We start from the raw sequence: 16,536 nt of genomic DNA on the forward strand, positions 1-16,536 counted from the left end.
GGGAATCGGCATGCCTGACCACTCAGCCCCGGTCGCCGTGGTGACCGGCGGCGCGGGCGGGATCGGCCGTGCCGTCACGGCCGCCCTCGCCGGCGCCGGGCACCGGGTGCTCAGCGTCGACGTCGAACAGTCCGCCGACCCGTCGGCCCACGCCGCGCTGGTCGCCGACGTGGCCGTGCCCGGCCAGGTGGAGGAGCTCTTCGGGCGGATCCACGAGCGGTACGGGCTGCCCGACGTGCTGGTGAACAACGCCGGCGTCTACCACGCCCGGGACTTCCTCGACTACGACCCGACCACGTACGCCCAGGTGCTCGACGTCAACCTGGGCGCCGCGTTCTTCTGCACCCAGGCGTACGCCCGCGCCCTGGTCGCCGCCGGGCGGCCCGGCAGCGTGGTCAACGTCGCCTCGATCAGCGGGCAGTCCGGCAGCCCGGACGCCGCGTACGGCGCCTCGAAGGGCGCGGTCATCGCGCTCACCCGCAGCCTCGGCCGGGCGCTGTCCGGGCATGGCATCCGGGTCAACGCGGTCGCACCCGGGCTGGTCGACACCCCGATGGCCGCCCGGATCCCGGCCGGCCGGCGCGACGACTACCGGGCCCGGATCCCGCTGGGCCGGTTCGGCGAGCCGGCCGAGATCGCCGCCGCCGTCGCGTGGCTGGCCGGCCGGGACAGCAGCTACGTCACCGCCACCGTGCTGGACGTCAACGGCGGCCTGCACTGACCTGCGCCACGGCCCGCCGCGACCGCACCGCGGCGGCCACCCCTGGAGAGGACCCTGACCATGTGGCTTCCGACCACCGGACCGGCGGCCGACTTCGCCGCCGACTACCTGAGCCTGCACCGCGCCTTCTACGCCCGCACCCTCGCCGCCGCCGACCTCGACGCCTGGCGGGAACGGCAGTTGCGGGTGGTGCTCGACCAGGTGTCCGTGAACTCGCCGTTCTACGCCCGGCACCTGGCCGGCGTCGACCTGTCCGCGGTCACCCCGCAGACCCTGGACCGGTTGCCGTTCACCACGAAGACGCACCTGCGCGAGGAGATGCTCGACGTGTTGAGCCGGCCGCTGGCCGACGCGGTCTTCTTCTACGAGACGACCGGCACCACCGGCCGCGCCACCCCGTGCCCGCGGGACGGGCGCGAGGTGGTGGCGAGCAATGCCCACGTCACCGAGTCCTGGGCGTCGATCTTCCGGCACCACTTCGGCGACCACGCCCCCCGGATCGGGCTGATGGGGCCGACCGAGGTGCACTCGTTCGGGGACACCCTCGGTGACGTCGCCCGCAACGTCGGCTCGATGAACGCGAAGATCTGGCCGTACTCCCCGGTGATCGGGTTCGCCAAGGCGTTGCAGCTCATGAAGGACCTCGAACTGGAGGTCATCTGCTGCACGCCGGGTGTCGCGCTGATGCTGGCCAAGGCGGCCGAGCACCACGGCTACCGGCTGCGCGAGGACTTCGCCGTCAAGCTGCTCCTCGTCACCGGGGAGATGTGCACCCCGGCGCTGGCCCGCAACCTGGAGACCGTCTGGGGCGCCGACGTCTACAACATCCTGTACGGCTCGCAGGAGGCATTCGTCATCGCCACCGCCTGCCGTAACAAGCGGATGCACCTTTCCCAGACCAACTACCTCATCGAGGTGGTCGACCCGGAGACGGGCGAGTCGCACGGCCCGCGCGGCAGCGGCGAGCTCACCGTCACCATGCTGATCGACGGGGTGAAGCCGCTGATCCGCTACCGGACCGGCGACGCGGTGATCGTGGACGCGCCCGACTGCGACTGCGAGATGGCCGGCGACCTGGTGCAGCTCGTCGGCCGTACCCTCGACCGGATCGAGCTGGGCGGCCGGCGCTTCACCGCCGGCCAGGTCGAGACCGCCGTGCTCGACGGGGTCACCGGCTCCGCTGGCTACCAGGTGGTGATCGACCACGAGCCGTCCGGCGGCGACCGGTTGACCGTACGCCTGGAGCTGCTGAAGGACTTGGTCGACGACCCGGCCGGGGTGGCCGCCGGGGTCCGCGAACGGGCCGCCGCGACGCTCGGCATACCGGTCGAGGTGGAGCTGAGCGACGGGCTGGATCCGATCGTGAGCACCGGCGCCTTCGTGAGCTGGAAGGCCGCCCGGATCGTGGACCGGCGGGCCGACGCCGACCACGAGACCCGGGTCGCGCAGCGGATGGCGGGCAACCGTGGCTACACGACCTGACAGCGTCGCCGAGTCCCCCGCCGTCCCGCTGCCCGGACCGCTCACCGAGGCGTACGGGCAGCGGTGGCGGCGGCTGGTGGACCGGTGGGCGGAACGGCCCGGCACGGTGCTGGCCACCCTCGGCCCGCCCGGTACGTCCAGCCACCTCGCCGCCACCTTCCTCGCCGAGCGGCACGGACTGCGGATCGAACTGTCCGACACCTTCGACGCGGTGCTCGCCGCGCTGGTGGAGCGGCGGGTGGACCAGGCCCTGGTGCCGAGCGCGTACCAGGGGCTCACCCGCTTCCACTGGCACCGTGACCTGCGGCTGGAGGCGTACTTCGCGCAGGCCACCCCGGAGTACGGCATCGCGGCCCGGGCGGACCGCGAGCCGTCCGGGCCCGTCGGCGAGGTGACCGTGGCCGCCCTCTGGGAGGTCCGGCGGATCTTCGCCGACCTCGCGCCCGCGCCGTTGGCCGACCGCCCGGTCCGCTGGGTCGACGCCGACTCGACCCAGCACGCCGCCGAGATTCTCGCCGCCGGGGGAGCCGACCTCGCGGTGACCAACGCCCCCGGGGTACGCCGGCACGCGCTGCGCTGGGTGGCCAGCCGCCCGGGCGCCGAGATCGTGTGGACCCTCTTCGGCCACCGCTGAGCCCACCGTCGATTCGTCCCGCACCGACCCCGAGAGAACCGGAGCGACCCCCGTGTCCCGACGAACGCTGCTGCACCGCGCCACCGTCCAGGAAGGACTGGGCCTGGCCTCCCGCCCGCACCACAGCGTGCTGCTCGACGGCGAGCGCATCGTCGCGGTGCTGCCCGACGCGCAGGCTCCCGTGCACGACCCGGAGGTGGAGGTCCTCGACCTCGACGGCCGGACGGTGATGCCGGGCATGACGCTCGGCCACACCCACATCGCCTACCTGAACGTGCTCGACGGCCGGGAGACCCTGTTCAAGCACACCGTCCCCGAGGTGGCCCTGGGCGCCGCCGCCAACGCGGCCGCCATGCTCAAGCTGGGCTACACCGCGTTCGTCGGCGCCGGCTCGGTGGCCGGCATCGACATGGCGCTGCGCCGGGCGATCGACGCCGGGCGGCTGCCCGGCCCGCGGATCACCCCGTGCAGCCGGGACCTGATGGTCTCCGGCCCGCCGGAGCGCCGCAACCCGGCGGTCAAGCAGCGGATCCCCAGCGACCTGATGCGTCTGGCCGACACGCCGGAGGAGCTGGTCGAGTACGTCGACACCGAGGTCGCCCAAGGCGCGGAGATCATCAAGGTCTTCTCCACGGGCGACGACACCTTCCCCAACGGGCGCTCGCACGAGCTGCTCTTCACGGCGGAGGAGCTGGTCGTCGCCGCGCGGGCGGCACACGAGCGGGGGGTCCGGATCCGGGCGCACTCGCGCGGGCTGGCCGGCATCCGCAACGCCATCGCCGCCGGCGTCGACGTCATCGACCACGCCACGTACGCCGACGACGCGGCGCTGGAGGCGATCGCCGAGCGGGGCATCTTCGTGGTGCCGAGCCTGCACCAGCCGCACCGGCTGCTCACCACCGGCACCCGGTACGGCAAGACCCCGGAGTACCTGGAGACGCTGGAGTTCACCGCCGAGGTCGAGAACACCCTGCGGATCCTGCCGCTGATGGTGGAGCTGGGCATCCCGATCGTCGCCGGTGACGACTTCGGCTTCGCCTGGACACCGCACGGCCGGTACGCCGAGGAACTGGAGACGTACGTGACCATGGCCGGTATCCCCGCACCCGTGGTGCTGACCTGGGCCACCGCCAACGGCGCCCGGCTCGCCGGCCACGGCGACGACGCCGGCACCGTCCAGCCGGGGCGCCTCGCCGACCTGGTGGTCACCGACGGCGACCCCGCCGAGGACATCACCGTGCTGGGCCGGCCCGAGGCGATCGAGCTGGTGCTGCTCGGCGGCCGGGTCGTCGCCGGAGACGCCGGCCGGTACCGCGCCCCGCAGCCCGTGGCGGTGGCGTGATGCGGCGGGTGGTACCGGTCGTCCCGCTGCTCGCGGTCGGTGCCTTCGCCATCGGCACCGACACCTTCGTGGTGGCCGGGGTGCTTCCCGAGGTGGCCCGGACGCTGCGGGTCAGCGTCGCCTCGGCCGGCTGGGTGAGCACCGTCTTCGCCCTCGCGTACGCCGTCGCCGCGCCGGTGCTCGGTGCGCTGACCGGCCGGCTCGAACGGCGCACCGTGCTGGCGATCTCGCTGGTCGGCTTCACCCTGGGCAACGTCGCCTCGGCGCTCGCCCCCGACCTGCCCCTGCTGCTGCTCGCCCGGGTCCTCACCGCGGTCAGCGCGGCGCTCTACGTTCCCGCCGCCTCCGCCTCGGCCGCCGCGCTCGCCCCGCCCGAGCGCCGAGGCCGGGCGATGGCGGTGGTGCTGGGCGGTCTGTCCGCGGCCACCGTGGTCGGCGTGCCGTTCGGCACCTGGGTCGCCGCGGACCTGCAGTGGCGGGTCACCTTCTGGCTGCTCGCCGCCGTCGGCGCGGCCTGCGCGGTGGCGGTGGCGGTCGGCCTGCCGGCGCTGCGGCTGCCGTCCGGGCCGGGGCTGGCCGTCCGGCTCGCCCCGGTACGCGAGACCCGGGTCGGGCTGGCCGTGCTCACCACCGCGCTCTTCATGACCGGCGGCTACCTGGCGCTGACCTACGTCGGGGCGCTGCTGGCCCCGGCGACCGACGGCGACGGCACCGTGCTGGCGGTGCTGCTGCTGGTCTTCGGCGTACCGGCGGTGGCCGGGACCGTGCTGGGCGGCCGGGCCACCGACCGGTGGGGCGCCCTGCCGGTGCTGCTGGTCGCGGTGGCCGGGTTGGCCGTGGTGCTGGCCACCCTGCCATTGACCCGGCAGGCCCTGGTGCCGGCCGGGCTGGCGATGGCCGTCTGGGGCGTCACCGCGATGGCCACCCAACCGGCCCAGCAGCACCGGCTCTTCGCGATCGCGCCGGGCTCCGGGCCGCTGCTGCTGTCGCTGAACTCGTCGGCCACCTTCGTCGGTATCGCCCTCGGCGGCTTCCTCGGCAACCGGCTGCTCCGGCACGGCGGCGTCGAGGCGCTCGACCTGCTCGGACCGGTCGGCGCGGCGCTCTGCGTGCTGGCGCTGGGCACCGCACTGCTCGGCTCCCGGACCGGAAACCGGCCGGACCGCCCTGTCGGTGCCGCCGGGGAACCGGCCCGACCGGCTCCCGACGGGGCCGCCACCGGCGCGCCACCGCGCTGACCGCTCGGAATTGGCCTCACCGGATCCGCCGGGATTGGCCACAACCGGTCACTCGCCCGCTGCATACGGTCGAGCTGACCGTCCGACGACCCATGAGGAACACGATGACCCAGCTCAGCGACGGTGCCGACCGGCTCGCCGTCCGCGTCGACGACCGGGTGCTGACCGCCGTACCGGACTACGTCCTCGGCCTGATCGCCGTACCGGCGGTGGAGGTCGTGCCGGAGCATCCGGTGGTGGCCGCCCTGCTGACCGCCGCCGAGGACGCGCTGCACACCGCACGCCTGGACAAGGCGGGCGTGGCGGGGCTGCCCGGCATCGCCGCGTGGCGGGAGGCGTACCGGGCGGTGGGGGTGAACCCCAACCGGTTCCCGTGCGCCGCCGAGTCGATCGCCCGACGGGTGGCCAAGGGTGACCGGCTGCCCCGGATCAACTCCCTGGTCGACCTCTGCAACAGCGTCTCGCTCGGGTCGGCGCTGCCGGTGGCATCGTGCGCGGTCGCCGGCATCGCCGACCTCGTCGTCCGGCCGGCCGACGGCACCGAGACGTACCTGCCGCTCGGGGCGCCGGACGAGCCGGAGCTCCCCGAGCCGGGGGAGGTCGTCTACGCGGACGCGGACGGGCGGGCGCACTCGCGGCGGTGGAACTGGCGGCAGGGCCACCTGGTCCGTACCGGCCTGGGCCGGCACCGGCTGCTGCTCACCGTCGAGGCGGCCCACCCGGGCGGTCGGGCGGACGTCGAGGCCGCGCTGGCCCGGCTCACCGCCGCGCTCGACGAGCTGACCGGTGCGGCGTCGCCGGCCACCGCCCGTCAGCAGTTGGTGCTCGACCGGGCGGCCGCCACGGGCGTCCTGTTCACCGCCCCGGTCGGTGACCCGTCCCCCGGCGAGCTGGGCGGCGTGTCGCTCAGCCCCGCCGGCAGCCCCGGAAGGACCCGTCCGTGAACCGCTCGATCCTGGTCGTCTATCGACCGGCGGCCGGCCGCTACGCCGCCCAGTTCCGCAGCGTGGTCGCCGCGGCGGCTGAGCTGGGCGTCACCGCCGTCGCGTTGATCCCCACCGGCCAGCCGGCCGCCGAGGTCGCCGGCCTGCCCTGCTACCGGGCGGACCTCGACGACCCCGAGGCCGTCCGGTCGGTGGTGGCGGAGATCGTCGCCGCGCACCCGGTCGAACGGATCTTCCCGCTCTTCGAGGGGGACGTCCTGACCGCCGCGCGCTGCCGGCGAGACCACGGCATCCCGGGCCTCGACCCGGAGCAGGCGCTGGCCTTCCGGGACAAGAACGTGATGCACCGCCGGGCCACCGAGCTGGGCGTGTCGGTCGCCCGCTCGTGCCGCCCCGACACTGTCGGCGCGGTGGCCGAGTTCGCCGCCGAGGTGGGCTACCCGGTGGTGGTCAAGCCGTACGCCGGCTGGGCCTGCGGGGACACCCACCGGGTCGACTCGGCCGAGGACTTGGAGCGGGTGTGGCCGCTGGTCGCCGACGCCCGGCACGACTACCGGGTGGAGGAGTACGTCCGGGGCATCGAGTATCACGTCGACTCCCTGCTGCGCGACGGCGAGGTGGTCTTCGAGCAGCTCTCCCGGTACACGTACTCGATCCTGGAGTTCCGGGACGAGCCCGGCGGCACGGTCTCCCGCAAGCACGATCTCACCCCGGCCGAGCGCCGCATCCTGGCGGCCAACGGCACGGTGCTGCGCGGCTTCGGGATGCGGACCGGCGTCGCCCACGTGGAGTTCTTCCTCCGCGACGATGGCGAGGTGGTGTTCGGCGAGGCGGCGGCCCGGGCCGGTGGTGGCTCGATCGTCCCCGCCATCCAGGCCGGGCGGGGGATCAACCTGGCGGGCGAGTGGTGCCGCCTGGAGCTCGACCCCGGGCACGTGCCGGCCGCCACGCTCGGCCCGGAGATCGGCACCGAGTACCTGGCCTCCGACCGGTACGGCCGGATCACCGCGATCACGACCGCGGAGGAGCTTCGAGCGCTCGACTCGGTGCTCGACGCCGACGTGTGGAAGAGCGTCGGCGACGTGCTCGCCCCGCCGACCGCCTCCAACGACGTCCTCGGCTGGTACGTCTGCGAGGGGCGGGACTTCGACGACGTGCGTGCCCGGTTCAAGACCGTCCGGGACTCCTTCCAGGTCCGGACCGCACCGGTGGACGTGGCGCCGGCCGGGGCCGCCGACTTGGCCGGGACCGACACCCCCGGGAGTGCCGGGCCGGCCTGACCCGGCCGATCCCGCGTACGCCCACGACCCTGGAAGGAGGCCGACGCCGTGTGGCTGAACCGCTTCAAAGCCCTGCCGCGTCCGCTGCGGATGCTGGTCCTGGCGTCCTTCATCAACCGCGCGGGGATGTTCGTCTTCCCCCTGCTCGCGGTCTACCTGGTGCAGAGCCGGCACCTGGGTGCCGGTGAGGCCGGGGTGCTCATCTCCGTCGGCAGCACCGGCCTGCTCGTCGGGAGCCTGCTCAGCGGCCCGGTCTGCGGACGGGCCGGCCGGCGCGCCGCGCTGGTGTCCAGCCTGCTGCTCAACGCGGCCGGCTACCTCGGCCTGGCCGTGCTCGACGGGCCACCGTGGACGTACGCGGCCATGCTCTTCGTCGCGCTGGTCGGGATGGGGATGTTCGCCCCGGCGGCGAACACGCTGATCGCCGACCTCGCCGAACCCGACCAGCGGCCGTTCGCGTACACGGTCAGCTACATCGCCAACAACCTCGGCATGGGGGTCGGCCCGCTGCTCGGCGGTCTGGCGGCCGCGTACTCCTACCAGCTGATGTTCGCCGGCGACATCCTGCTCGGCCTGATCGCGGCGGCCACCATCCGGATCTGCGTACCGGCGGACACCCGGCGCGGGGCGGCCGTGTCGACCGCGACCACCCGGCGGGCCGGACTGCTGCGGGACTTCGATGTGGCGGTGCTGGTGCTGGTCTCGTTCTGCTACGTCGCACCGCTGATCGGCCTGGAATACACGCTGCCCCTCGCGGTCACCACCGTGCTGCACTCCTCGGTCGCCGTGGTGGGCGCCGTCTACACGATCAACAGTCTGGTCGTGGTGAGCGTCGGCATGCTGATCGAGAAGCGGATCAAGGCGTACCCGACCCGGACCCTCCTGATCACGGCCGGTCTGCTCTGGTCGACCGGCATGGCGATCCTGGTGGTCGGCTTCTCCCTGCCCGCCGTGCTGCTCTCCACCGCGGTCTGGACCGTCGGGGAGATCATCGCCTCGGTGGTGGTGCCCACGTACATCGCCGACCACGTGGAGGAGCGGCGGGTCGGCAGCTTCATGGCCCTCAACGGTTTCGTGCTCAGCGCCGCCCGGCTCGTCGTACCGATGGGCCTCGGCTTCGTCTGGCAGGCCCACGGGCACCGTCCCGTCCTCCTGCTCCTCCTGCTGACACCGGTGGTCGGTGTCGTCGCCTTCGCAGCGCTGCGGGTGCGACCCACGGCCCGGCCGCTGCCGGCCGCGGCCGAACCGGCCACCGCCCGTCCCTGATCCGTCCACCCCTCACCGGAAGAGACCGATGACCGCGACGAAGTTCGTCCTGCCCGACAGCGACATCCCGACCACCTGGTACAACGTGGTTCCCGACCTGCCCAAGGGGCTGCCCCCGATGCTCCATCCGGGCACCCGGGAACCGATCACCGAAGCCGACCTCGAACCGCTCTTCGCGGCCGGGCTGATCGCCCAGGAGTTCTCCACCGAGCGGGACGTCGACATCCCCGGGCCGGTGCTCGACATCTACCGGCAGTGGCGGCCGAGCCCGCTGGTCCGGGCCCGCCGGCTGGAGCAGACCCTCGGCACCCCGGCCCGCATCTACTTCAAGTACGAGGGGGTCAGCCCCGCCGGGAGCCACAAGCCGAACACCGCCGTGCCGCAGGCGTACTACAGCAAGCAGGACGGCGTGACCCGGCTGACCACCGAGACCGGCGCCGGGCAGTGGGGCAGCTCGCTGTCGATGGCGTGCGCCTACTTCGACCTCGAGTGCGAGGTCTTCATGGTCCGGGTCAGCTACGACCAGAAGCCGTACCGGCGGGGCCTGATGGAGACGTTCGGCGCATCGGTCACCGCGAGTCCGAGCACCCGTACCGAGGCCGGCCGGGCGGCGCTCGCCGCCGACCCGGACTCGACCGGCAGCCTGGGCCTGGCCATCTCCGAGGCGGTTGAGGCGGCGCTGCACAGCGGCGGCGCGGCCAAGTACGCCCTCGGCTCGGTGCTCAACCTGGTGCTGATGCACCAGACGATCATCGGCCAGGAGGCGCTGCTCCAGCTCGACATGGCCGACGACTACCCGGACATCGTGATCGGTGCGGCCGGCGGCGGCTCCAACTTCGCCGGGCTGGCCCTGCCGATCCTGCGCCGGCAGTTCGACGGCGGCCCGACGGTTCGGTTCGTCGCCGTCGAGCCGGCCTCCTGCCCGTCCCTGACCGAGGGCAGCTACGACTACGACTTCGGCGACACCGCCGGCCTCACCCCGCTGACCAAGATGCACACCCTCGGCCACGACTTCCGTCCGCCCGCGATCCACGCCGGCGGGCTGCGCTACCACGGCATGGCGCCGATCGTCAGCGCGCTGCGGGATATCGGCCTGATCGAGGCGCGGGCGGTGCCGCAGACGGCCTGCTTCGAGGCCGGCGTGCTCTTCGCCCGCAGCGAGGGCATCGTGCCGGCGCCGGAGTCCACCCACGCCGTCCGGGTGGCGGTGGACGAGGCGCTGCGCTGCCGGGAGACGGGCGAGTCGAAGGCGATCGTCTTCTCGCTCTCCGGGCACGGCCACTTCGACATGCAGGCGTACATCGACTACTTCGCCGGAAAGCTGACGGATTGATCTCGCGGAGGTGGGCGCGGTGCGGCGCCCACCTCCCGAGCAACGGGGGGTGCCATGCACAGCGAAGCAGTGACAATCCTCGCCATCAACGGCTCCGAGCGGGCGGGCGGCAACACCGACCTCGCCGTGGAGCACGCTGGTCGCCTGATCGCGGAGCGGGGCGCGACCCTGCGCACCATCCGCCTGCGCGACCACCGGATCTCGCCGTGCAGCCCGTGCGGCGACTGCAACAGCCGTACGACGCTCTGCCAGGTGGACGACGACGTCCCCGCCCTGGTGGAGCAGATGGTCCGGGCCGACGGGCTGATCTACGCCGCCCCGGTGCACGGGTTCGGCCTGGCCCATCTGATGCAGGTCTTCATCGAGCGGGTCGGCGTCGGTTACCTGCGTTTCACCCGCCCGCTGGCCGACAAGGTCGGCGGCATCATCGTCACCGGACGGCGGTACAGCGACTCCTCGGTGCACAACCAGATCGTGAACAACCTGCTGCTCAACCGGATGATCCTGGTCGGCAGCGGCTTTCCCGTCCTGTTGCGCAACACCACCGGCACGCCCGGTCTCACCGACACCGAGGGTGTCGACGCGCTGGAGCGGATGGTGCACCGGATGCTCGACATGGTGCAGCTGCTCAAGCGGCACCAGCGTGTCGCGGGCGGTCCGGTGCTGCCGGAGCGCGACCGCAACGAGCGCATTCCGCGACCTCGCCGCAGCGAATCCGTCCCGAACAGAGGAGATATCGAAATTGTCCACTGAACAGGTCGCCCCGCCGGTCGGCATCGACTTCCCCGGGGCCGAGTGGGAGAAGTGGAACAAGCCGGGCGCGGAGGGTCGCGTCAAGATCGCGCACGTCGGGGGCCGCCGGCTCCGCCTGCTGGAGCTGCCCCCCGGCTTCGACGAGCACGAGTGGTGCCTGCGCGGCCACACCGGCTACGTCCTGCAGGGCGAGTTCACCATCCACTTCAAGGACCGGTCGGTGCCCTGCCGCCCCGGCATGGGCTTCGTCATTCCCGACGACGAGGAGCACCGGTCGCAGGGCAGCCACGGCGAGCCCACCGTCGTCTTCGTGATCGACGAGGTTCCCCAGCCGTGAGCGACCAGCACCGGGTCGTGGCGCCGGACGGCTCCGTGCCGGCCGGCGCCGCCACCGGCTCGGCCCGGATCGCCGAGCTCCGGGCCCGGATCGACGGGCTCGACCAGCGCATCGTGGAGCTGCTGGCGGAGCGCACCCGGGTGGTCCGGGAGCTGACCGGCCACAAGACGGACGAGGCCGCCGTACGGTCGCCGGACCGGGTCCGCCAGGTCCTCGACCGGGTCCACGACCTGGCCGAACGGCATGGCATGCCGCCGAGGGTCGCGGTCGCCACGTACGGTGCCCTGATCGAGGAGCTCACCCGGATGCAGCTCGACATGATGGACGCCCGGCGTGCCGAGCCGGCGGCGGGGGAACGATGACCGCCCGCCCGCCGGTCGACCTGCGGCACGCCCTGGCCACCCTCGACCCGCTGCCGGGCGAGCTGGTCCGGGTCAGCGCGGAACTACCCGCCCGGTACGGCGTTTCCGCCCACTACGCCCGCTGGGCCGGGGCGCCCGCGGCGCCGCCCACCGGCCCCGGCCCGGCGGTGCTCTTCGACCGGGTACGGCCCGACCACGGCCCGACCCGGGCGGTGCTGATGGGCCTCTACGGCACCCGTCGGCGGGCCGCCGGCCTGCTCGGCTGCACCCCGGCCGAGCTGCCGCGGCGGCTCCTCGCGGCGGTGGCTGCGCCTCGCCCGCCGGTGCCCGCCACCGATCCGGCCCGCTGGCCGCGCGGCACGCTCCCGCTCGACCTGACCGCGCTGCCGGTGCCGGTCCTCACCGAGGAGGACGCGGGGCCCTACCTGACCCTGGGGGCGGTGCTCGCCACCGACCCGGAAACCGGGGTCCGCAACCTGTCCGTGCACCGGATGTGCGTTCAGGGCCCCGACACGCTGACCATCTGGATGGTCCCCGGACGCGACCTCGAACTCGCCCACCAGGCCGCCCTGCGCCAGGGCCGTCCGCTGCCGGTGGCGATCCACCTCGGGCTCGGCCCGGCGGTGCTGTTGTCGTCCTGCTGCCCGACGTCGCTGGTGCCGCCCAGCGTCGACGAGCTGGCGGTGGCCGGCGCGCTCGCCGGGCAACCGGTGGAGCTGCTGCCGTGCCGGACGGTCGACGCCGAGTTCATCGCGCACGCCGAGTACGTGCTGGAGGGTGAGCTGCTCGCCGAGCGGGCGCCGGAGAGCCGGCACGGCGAGGTGGCCACCCCGGAGTTCCTCGGCTACCAGGGCCGGGCGCACCCGTCGCTGCCGCTGGTCCGGGTCACCGCCGTCACCGCCCGGGAGAGCCCGATCCTCCAGGCGGTCTCCGGCCCCGGGCACGAGCAGTCGGTGCTGCTCGGCTTCGGCATGGAGGCCGCGGTGCTGGACCTGCTGAACCGCCGGGGCACCCCGGTACGGGCGGTGAACTGCCACACCGCCGGCGGCGGCCAGCTGATGGTGGTGCTCCAGTGGCCGGCGAAGCGCGATCCCGAGGACGACGCGGCGGTACGCGCGTCCGCCGAGGCGGTGCTGGAGGAGTTCCGGATGGCGAAGCTGGTGCTCTGCGTCGACGAGGACGTCGACGTGGAGTCGGACCAGGACCTGTGGTGGGCGATGGTGACCCGGTTCCAGGCCGACCAGGACCTGCGCGTGCTGCCGGACCGGGAGGGTTTCCCGCTCGATCCGAGCCAGCACACCGGCTACTCCCCGGCGATCTCCGCCGACGGGCGGACCGCGAAGGCCGTCTTCGACTGCACGGTGCCGTACGCGCAGCGGAGTCGGTTCCACCGGCCCCGGTTCACCGAGCCGTCGCTTCCCGTACCGCGGCGGCCAGGAGCGCCACTCCCTCGCTGATCCGGGCGGTGGGCAGGGCCGCGTACCCGATGAGGAAGGTCGGTTCGGTCGGCGGCCCGGTCACGAAGTAGCCCGAGGCCGGGTAGACCCGGACGCCCCGGGTGGCCGCCGCGCGCACGATCTCCGCCTCGTCGATGTCGGGGGCGCCGCCGAGGGTGACCAGCACGTGCAGCCCGGCCGCCGCGCCGGAGATCCGCACCCCGGCGCCGAAGTGCTCGTAGAGCGCCTCCAACAGTCGGGCGCGGCGTTGCCGGTAGAGGCGGTCCATCCGGCCGATGTGCCGGGCGTACGCGCCGGAGGCGATGAACTCGGCCAGCGCCTCCTGGGGCACTGTCGGGGTCAGCCGGTCGGTGATCCACTTGATCCCGAGGAAGGGCCGGACCAGGTGCGGCGGCAGCACCGTGTACCCGATCCGCAGCGACGGGAAGAGGGTCTTGCTGAAGCTGCCGACGTACGCCACGTCAGCGTCCTGCGGGTCGGCGGCCAGCGCCGGCAGCCGCTCGGCGGCGAAGGTGAACTCGTTGTGGTAGTCGTCCTCCAGCACCGTCGCCCGCTGCTCCCGGGCCCAGCGCAGCAGCGCCCGCCGCCGCCGTTCGGACATGATGAACCCGGTCGGGAACTGGTGCGACGGGGTGACGTAGATCAGGCGTACCCGGGCCGGGTCGTGACCGTGGGCGCGGACCAAGCGCTCGATGTCGTCGACCCGCAACCCCTCCGCGTCGACCGGCACCGGCACCACCGCGGCCCGGGAGTAGCCGAAGATCTGTCGCAGCACGGTGTGGCTCGGATCCTCGATCACCACCACGTCGTCCGGGCCGACCAGCAGCCGGACCAGGATGTCCATCGCCTGGGTGGCGCCGCTGGTGACCAGCGTGTGCTCCCGGGCGGCGTCGAACGCCCGGCTGCGCCGCAGCAGCGCGGTGATCTGGGCGCGCAGCGCCGGGGAGCCCTCGGCCGGGCCGTACCCCAGTGCGGCGACGTCGGCCCGGCTGAGCGCCTCGGCCAGCGACTGTCGCCATCGGGTGACCGGGAAGCTGGCCAGCGCCGGGGTGCCGTGCCGGAAGTCGTACGCCCCGCCCGGCTGCTGCATCGGGGCCGGCTCCCACGGCTTCCACAGCGGACTGCCGTCGTCGGTGGGCAACGGCGGCTCGGGGCGTATCGGGGCCCGGGCGGGCCGCCCGGCGGGCGACGCCGGCTCGGGCAGGGTGCCGCCGACCCGCGTGCCGGATCCCCGCCGGGACGTCAGCACCCCGTTGGCCCGCAGCAGCTCGTACGCCCGGGTGACCACCGTGCGGGAGACGCCGAGCTGGTGCGCCAGCTCACGGCTGGGCGGCACCGGGTCGCCCGGGCGCAGCCGACCGGCCCGGACGGACCCGCTGATCTGCTCGCAGAGCTGCTGCTGCAACGGAATCGTGCTGTCGCGGTCAAGCACGATCAGAAGCTGGGACGAACCCACCCGCGCACGCTCCCCCGATCGACGCCGCTCCGAGTCTAGCCGCGCGTCACCCGGTCACATCCGTTCGACGGTCCGGATGCCGAGCAGGTGCAGCCCCTGCCGCAGCGTCCGGGCGGTGAGGTCGGCGAGCACCAGCCGGCTCTCCCGCAGCTCGCCGGAGGCGCGCAGCACCGGGCAGCGCTCGTAGAAGGCGCTGAACGTGCTGGCCAGCCGGTGCAGGTAGCCGGCCAGGTGGTGGAACTCCAGGGTCCGCTCCACCTCGGCGACCACCCCGGCGAAGCCGAGCAGCTCGAACGCCAGCGCCCGCTCCGCCGGTTCGGTGAGCAGGATCTGCACGTCCGGCCGCGGGTCCGTCCCGGCCCGCCGGAACACCGACCGGATCCGCGAGTACGCGTACTGGAGGTAGGGCGCGGTGTTGCCGTCCAGGGAGAGCATCCGCTCCCAGTCCAGCACGTAGTCCCGGCCCCGGTCGGTGGCCAGGTCGGCGTACTTGATCGCGCCGATGCCGACGGCCCGGCCGATCTCGGCGGCGGCCTCGGCGTCCAGCTCGGGGTTCTTGGCCCGGGCCAGCTCGGTGGCCCGGGCGACCGCCTCCTCCAGCAACCCGACGAGCTTCACCGAGCCGCCGGCCCGGCTGCGCAGCATCCGCCCGTCGGAGCCGAGGATCGAGCCGAAGCCGAGGTGCACGGCCCGGGTCGGCGGGCGCAGCCACCAGGCGGCCTCGGCGACGGCGAATACCATCGCGAAGTGCTGCCGCTGCGGCAGGCCGACGACGTACAGCAGCCGGGTCGCGCCGAGGTCGTCGGTCCGGTGCCGCAGCGCCGCCAGGTCGGTGGCCGGGTAGCCGTAACCGCCGTCGCCCTTGCGCACGATCAGCGGCAACGGCTCGCCGTCCCGGCCGGTGAACCCGGGCGGGAAGACGCAGTCCGCGCCGTCGCTGGCGCGCAGCAGCCCGAGCCGGTCCAGTTCGTCGACGACCCCGCCCAGCCGGTCGTTGTAGGCGCTCTCGCCCCGGAAGTCGTCCCGGGTCAGCGTCACGTCGAGCAGCTTGTACACGGTCAGGAAGTACCGCTCGGACTGCTCCACCAGCAGCCGCCACAGCCGCAGCGTCCGCTCGTCGCCGCCCTGCAACGCGACCACCCGCTGCCGCGACCGCTCCCGGAACGCCTCGTCGGCGTCGAACTTCACCCGGGCCGCCTTGTAGAACGAGTCGAGGTCGCCCATCGACAGCTCCTGCGTCGCCTCGGCCTCCCCGAGGTCGACCAGATGCTCGATCAGCATCCCGAACGGGGTGCCCCAGTCCCCCAGGTGGTTGACCCGCACCACCCGGTGCCCGAGCCAGTCGAGCAGCCGGACCGCGGCGTCGCCGATGACCGTGGAGCGCAGGTGCCCCACGTGCATCTCCTTGGCCACGTTCGGCGCCGAGTAGTCGACCACCACGGTCTCCGGCGCGGGCGCCACCGGCACGCCGAGCCGGTCGTCGCCGGCCAGCCCGGAGACCAGCGCGGCCAGCGTCCGGTCGGCCACCGTCAGGTTGAGGAAGCCCGGCCCGGAGACCTCCGCGGCCGCGCAGACGTCGTCCAGCTCCGCGTGGTCCAGCACCGCCGCGGCGATGTCGCGCGGCGGGCGTCCGAGCCGCCGGGCCAGCGCCAGCGCCGCGTCGGACTGGAAGTCCGCGCGCGGGGAGCGCCGCACCAGGGGGTCGACCGGGCCGCCGGCCACGGTCGCGAACGCCGGCGCCAGCCGGTCGGTGAGCAGCCTTTCAAGATCCATGGGTACGCCGATCTCGCTCGGATCCGCGCGGTCACGCGGATCTGGACACGGGAGGATGCGGGCGGACCGAGGACGATCGGCGATGACCGGCGGCTCGATCCGCCGGTCGCAGGGAAAAGGTCAGCGCGGGCGGGCGACGGATCGCCGGCGTCGCTCCG

General features: G+C 73.8%; 15 protein-coding genes. 13 read left to right on the plus strand and 2 right to left on the minus strand.

The window, feature by feature from the left end; all coding sequences use genetic code 11:
- Positions 1–10 precede the first annotated feature (10 nt).
- The 13 genes from GA0074696_RS03835 to GA0074696_RS03895 all read left to right on the plus strand — a co-directional run bounded on the left by GA0074696_RS03835 (position 11) and on the right by GA0074696_RS03895 (position 13,149).
- Positions 11–721: an SDR family NAD(P)-dependent oxidoreductase gene (locus GA0074696_RS03835; RefSeq protein ID WP_088959812.1), complete on the plus strand. Its 711-nt coding sequence runs from the start codon at positions 11–13 to the stop codon at positions 719–721.
- A 60-nt stretch (positions 722–781) separates the two neighbouring features.
- Positions 782–2,203: a phenylacetate--CoA ligase family protein gene (locus GA0074696_RS03840; protein WP_088959813.1), complete on the plus strand. Its 1,422-nt coding sequence runs from the start codon at positions 782–784 to the stop codon at positions 2,201–2,203.
- Positions 2,187–2,837 carry a prephenate dehydratase gene (locus GA0074696_RS03845; RefSeq protein WP_088959814.1) on the plus strand — a complete coding sequence of 217 codons (651 nt, stop codon included), beginning with the start codon at positions 2,187–2,189 and terminating at the stop codon, positions 2,835–2,837. Before GA0074696_RS03840 ends, GA0074696_RS03845 begins: the two co-directional genes overlap by 17 nt.
- Before the next feature lie 52 nt (positions 2,838–2,889).
- Positions 2,890–4,179: an amidohydrolase family protein gene (locus GA0074696_RS03850; RefSeq protein WP_088959815.1), complete on the plus strand. Its 1,290-nt coding sequence runs from the start codon at positions 2,890–2,892 to the stop codon at positions 4,177–4,179.
- Positions 4,179–5,417 (plus strand): MFS transporter, encoded by a 1,239-nt coding sequence (locus GA0074696_RS03855; RefSeq protein WP_088959816.1) that lies wholly within the window; start codon positions 4,179–4,181, stop codon positions 5,415–5,417. Before GA0074696_RS03850 ends, GA0074696_RS03855 begins: the two co-directional genes overlap by 1 nt.
- Positions 5,418–5,509: 92 nt before the next feature.
- The gene (locus tag GA0074696_RS03860) at positions 5,510–6,361 is read left to right on the plus strand and encodes a B3/B4 domain-containing protein (protein WP_231925254.1); all 852 of its coding nucleotides are present in this window, start codon (positions 5,510–5,512) and stop codon (positions 6,359–6,361) included.
- The gene (locus GA0074696_RS03865; protein ID WP_231925255.1) at positions 6,358–7,641 is read left to right on the plus strand and encodes an ATP-grasp domain-containing protein; all 1,284 of its coding nucleotides are present in this window, start codon (positions 6,358–6,360) and stop codon (positions 7,639–7,641) included. The genes GA0074696_RS03860 and GA0074696_RS03865 overlap by 4 nt, the downstream gene beginning before the upstream one ends.
- Positions 7,642–7,689: 48 nt before the next feature.
- A complete protein-coding gene (locus GA0074696_RS03870; protein ID WP_088959818.1) occupies positions 7,690–8,907 on the plus strand; it encodes an MFS transporter in 1,218 nt (405 codons plus the stop codon).
- Between the two features lie 28 nt (positions 8,908–8,935).
- Positions 8,936–10,240, plus strand: coding sequence for a TrpB-like pyridoxal phosphate-dependent enzyme (locus tag GA0074696_RS03875; protein ID WP_088959819.1), 1,305 nt, complete (start codon positions 8,936–8,938; stop codon positions 10,238–10,240).
- 54 nt (positions 10,241–10,294) lie between these two features.
- On the plus strand, positions 10,295–10,993 hold the full coding sequence (locus GA0074696_RS03880) for a flavodoxin family protein (protein ID WP_088959820.1): 699 nt from the start codon (positions 10,295–10,297) through the stop codon (positions 10,991–10,993).
- Positions 10,983–11,330, plus strand: a complete 348-nt coding sequence (locus tag GA0074696_RS03885; protein ID WP_088959821.1) for a cupin domain-containing protein — start codon at positions 10,983–10,985, stop codon at positions 11,328–11,330. The genes GA0074696_RS03880 and GA0074696_RS03885 overlap by 11 nt, the downstream gene beginning before the upstream one ends.
- Complete coding sequence (locus GA0074696_RS03890; RefSeq protein WP_088959822.1) at positions 11,327–11,692, plus strand: chorismate mutase; 366 nt, start codon at positions 11,327–11,329, stop codon at positions 11,690–11,692. The genes GA0074696_RS03885 and GA0074696_RS03890 overlap by 4 nt, the downstream gene beginning before the upstream one ends.
- Positions 11,689–13,149, plus strand: a complete 1,461-nt coding sequence (locus GA0074696_RS03895) for a UbiD family decarboxylase (protein WP_088959823.1) — start codon at positions 11,689–11,691, stop codon at positions 13,147–13,149. Before GA0074696_RS03890 ends, GA0074696_RS03895 begins: the two co-directional genes overlap by 4 nt.
- On the opposite strand, the gene pdxR is transcribed toward GA0074696_RS03895, so the two are convergent.
- The gene (pdxR, locus tag GA0074696_RS03900; RefSeq protein WP_231925256.1) at positions 13,094–14,581 is read right to left on the minus strand and encodes a MocR-like pyridoxine biosynthesis transcription factor PdxR; all 1,488 of its coding nucleotides are present in this window, start codon (positions 14,579–14,581) and stop codon (positions 13,094–13,096) included. The two genes, GA0074696_RS03895 and pdxR, sit on opposite strands and share 56 nt — an antisense overlap.
- Before the next feature lie 78 nt (positions 14,582–14,659).
- A complete protein-coding gene (gene argS / locus GA0074696_RS03905) occupies positions 14,660–16,378 on the minus strand; it encodes an arginine--tRNA ligase (RefSeq protein ID WP_088959825.1) in 1,719 nt (572 codons plus the stop codon).
- Positions 16,379–16,536: the final 158 nt, after the last annotated feature.

Source organism: Micromonospora purpureochromogenes (assembly GCF_900091515.1).
GTDB classification, from domain to species: Bacteria; Actinomycetota; Actinomycetes; order Mycobacteriales; family Micromonosporaceae; genus Micromonospora; species Micromonospora purpureochromogenes.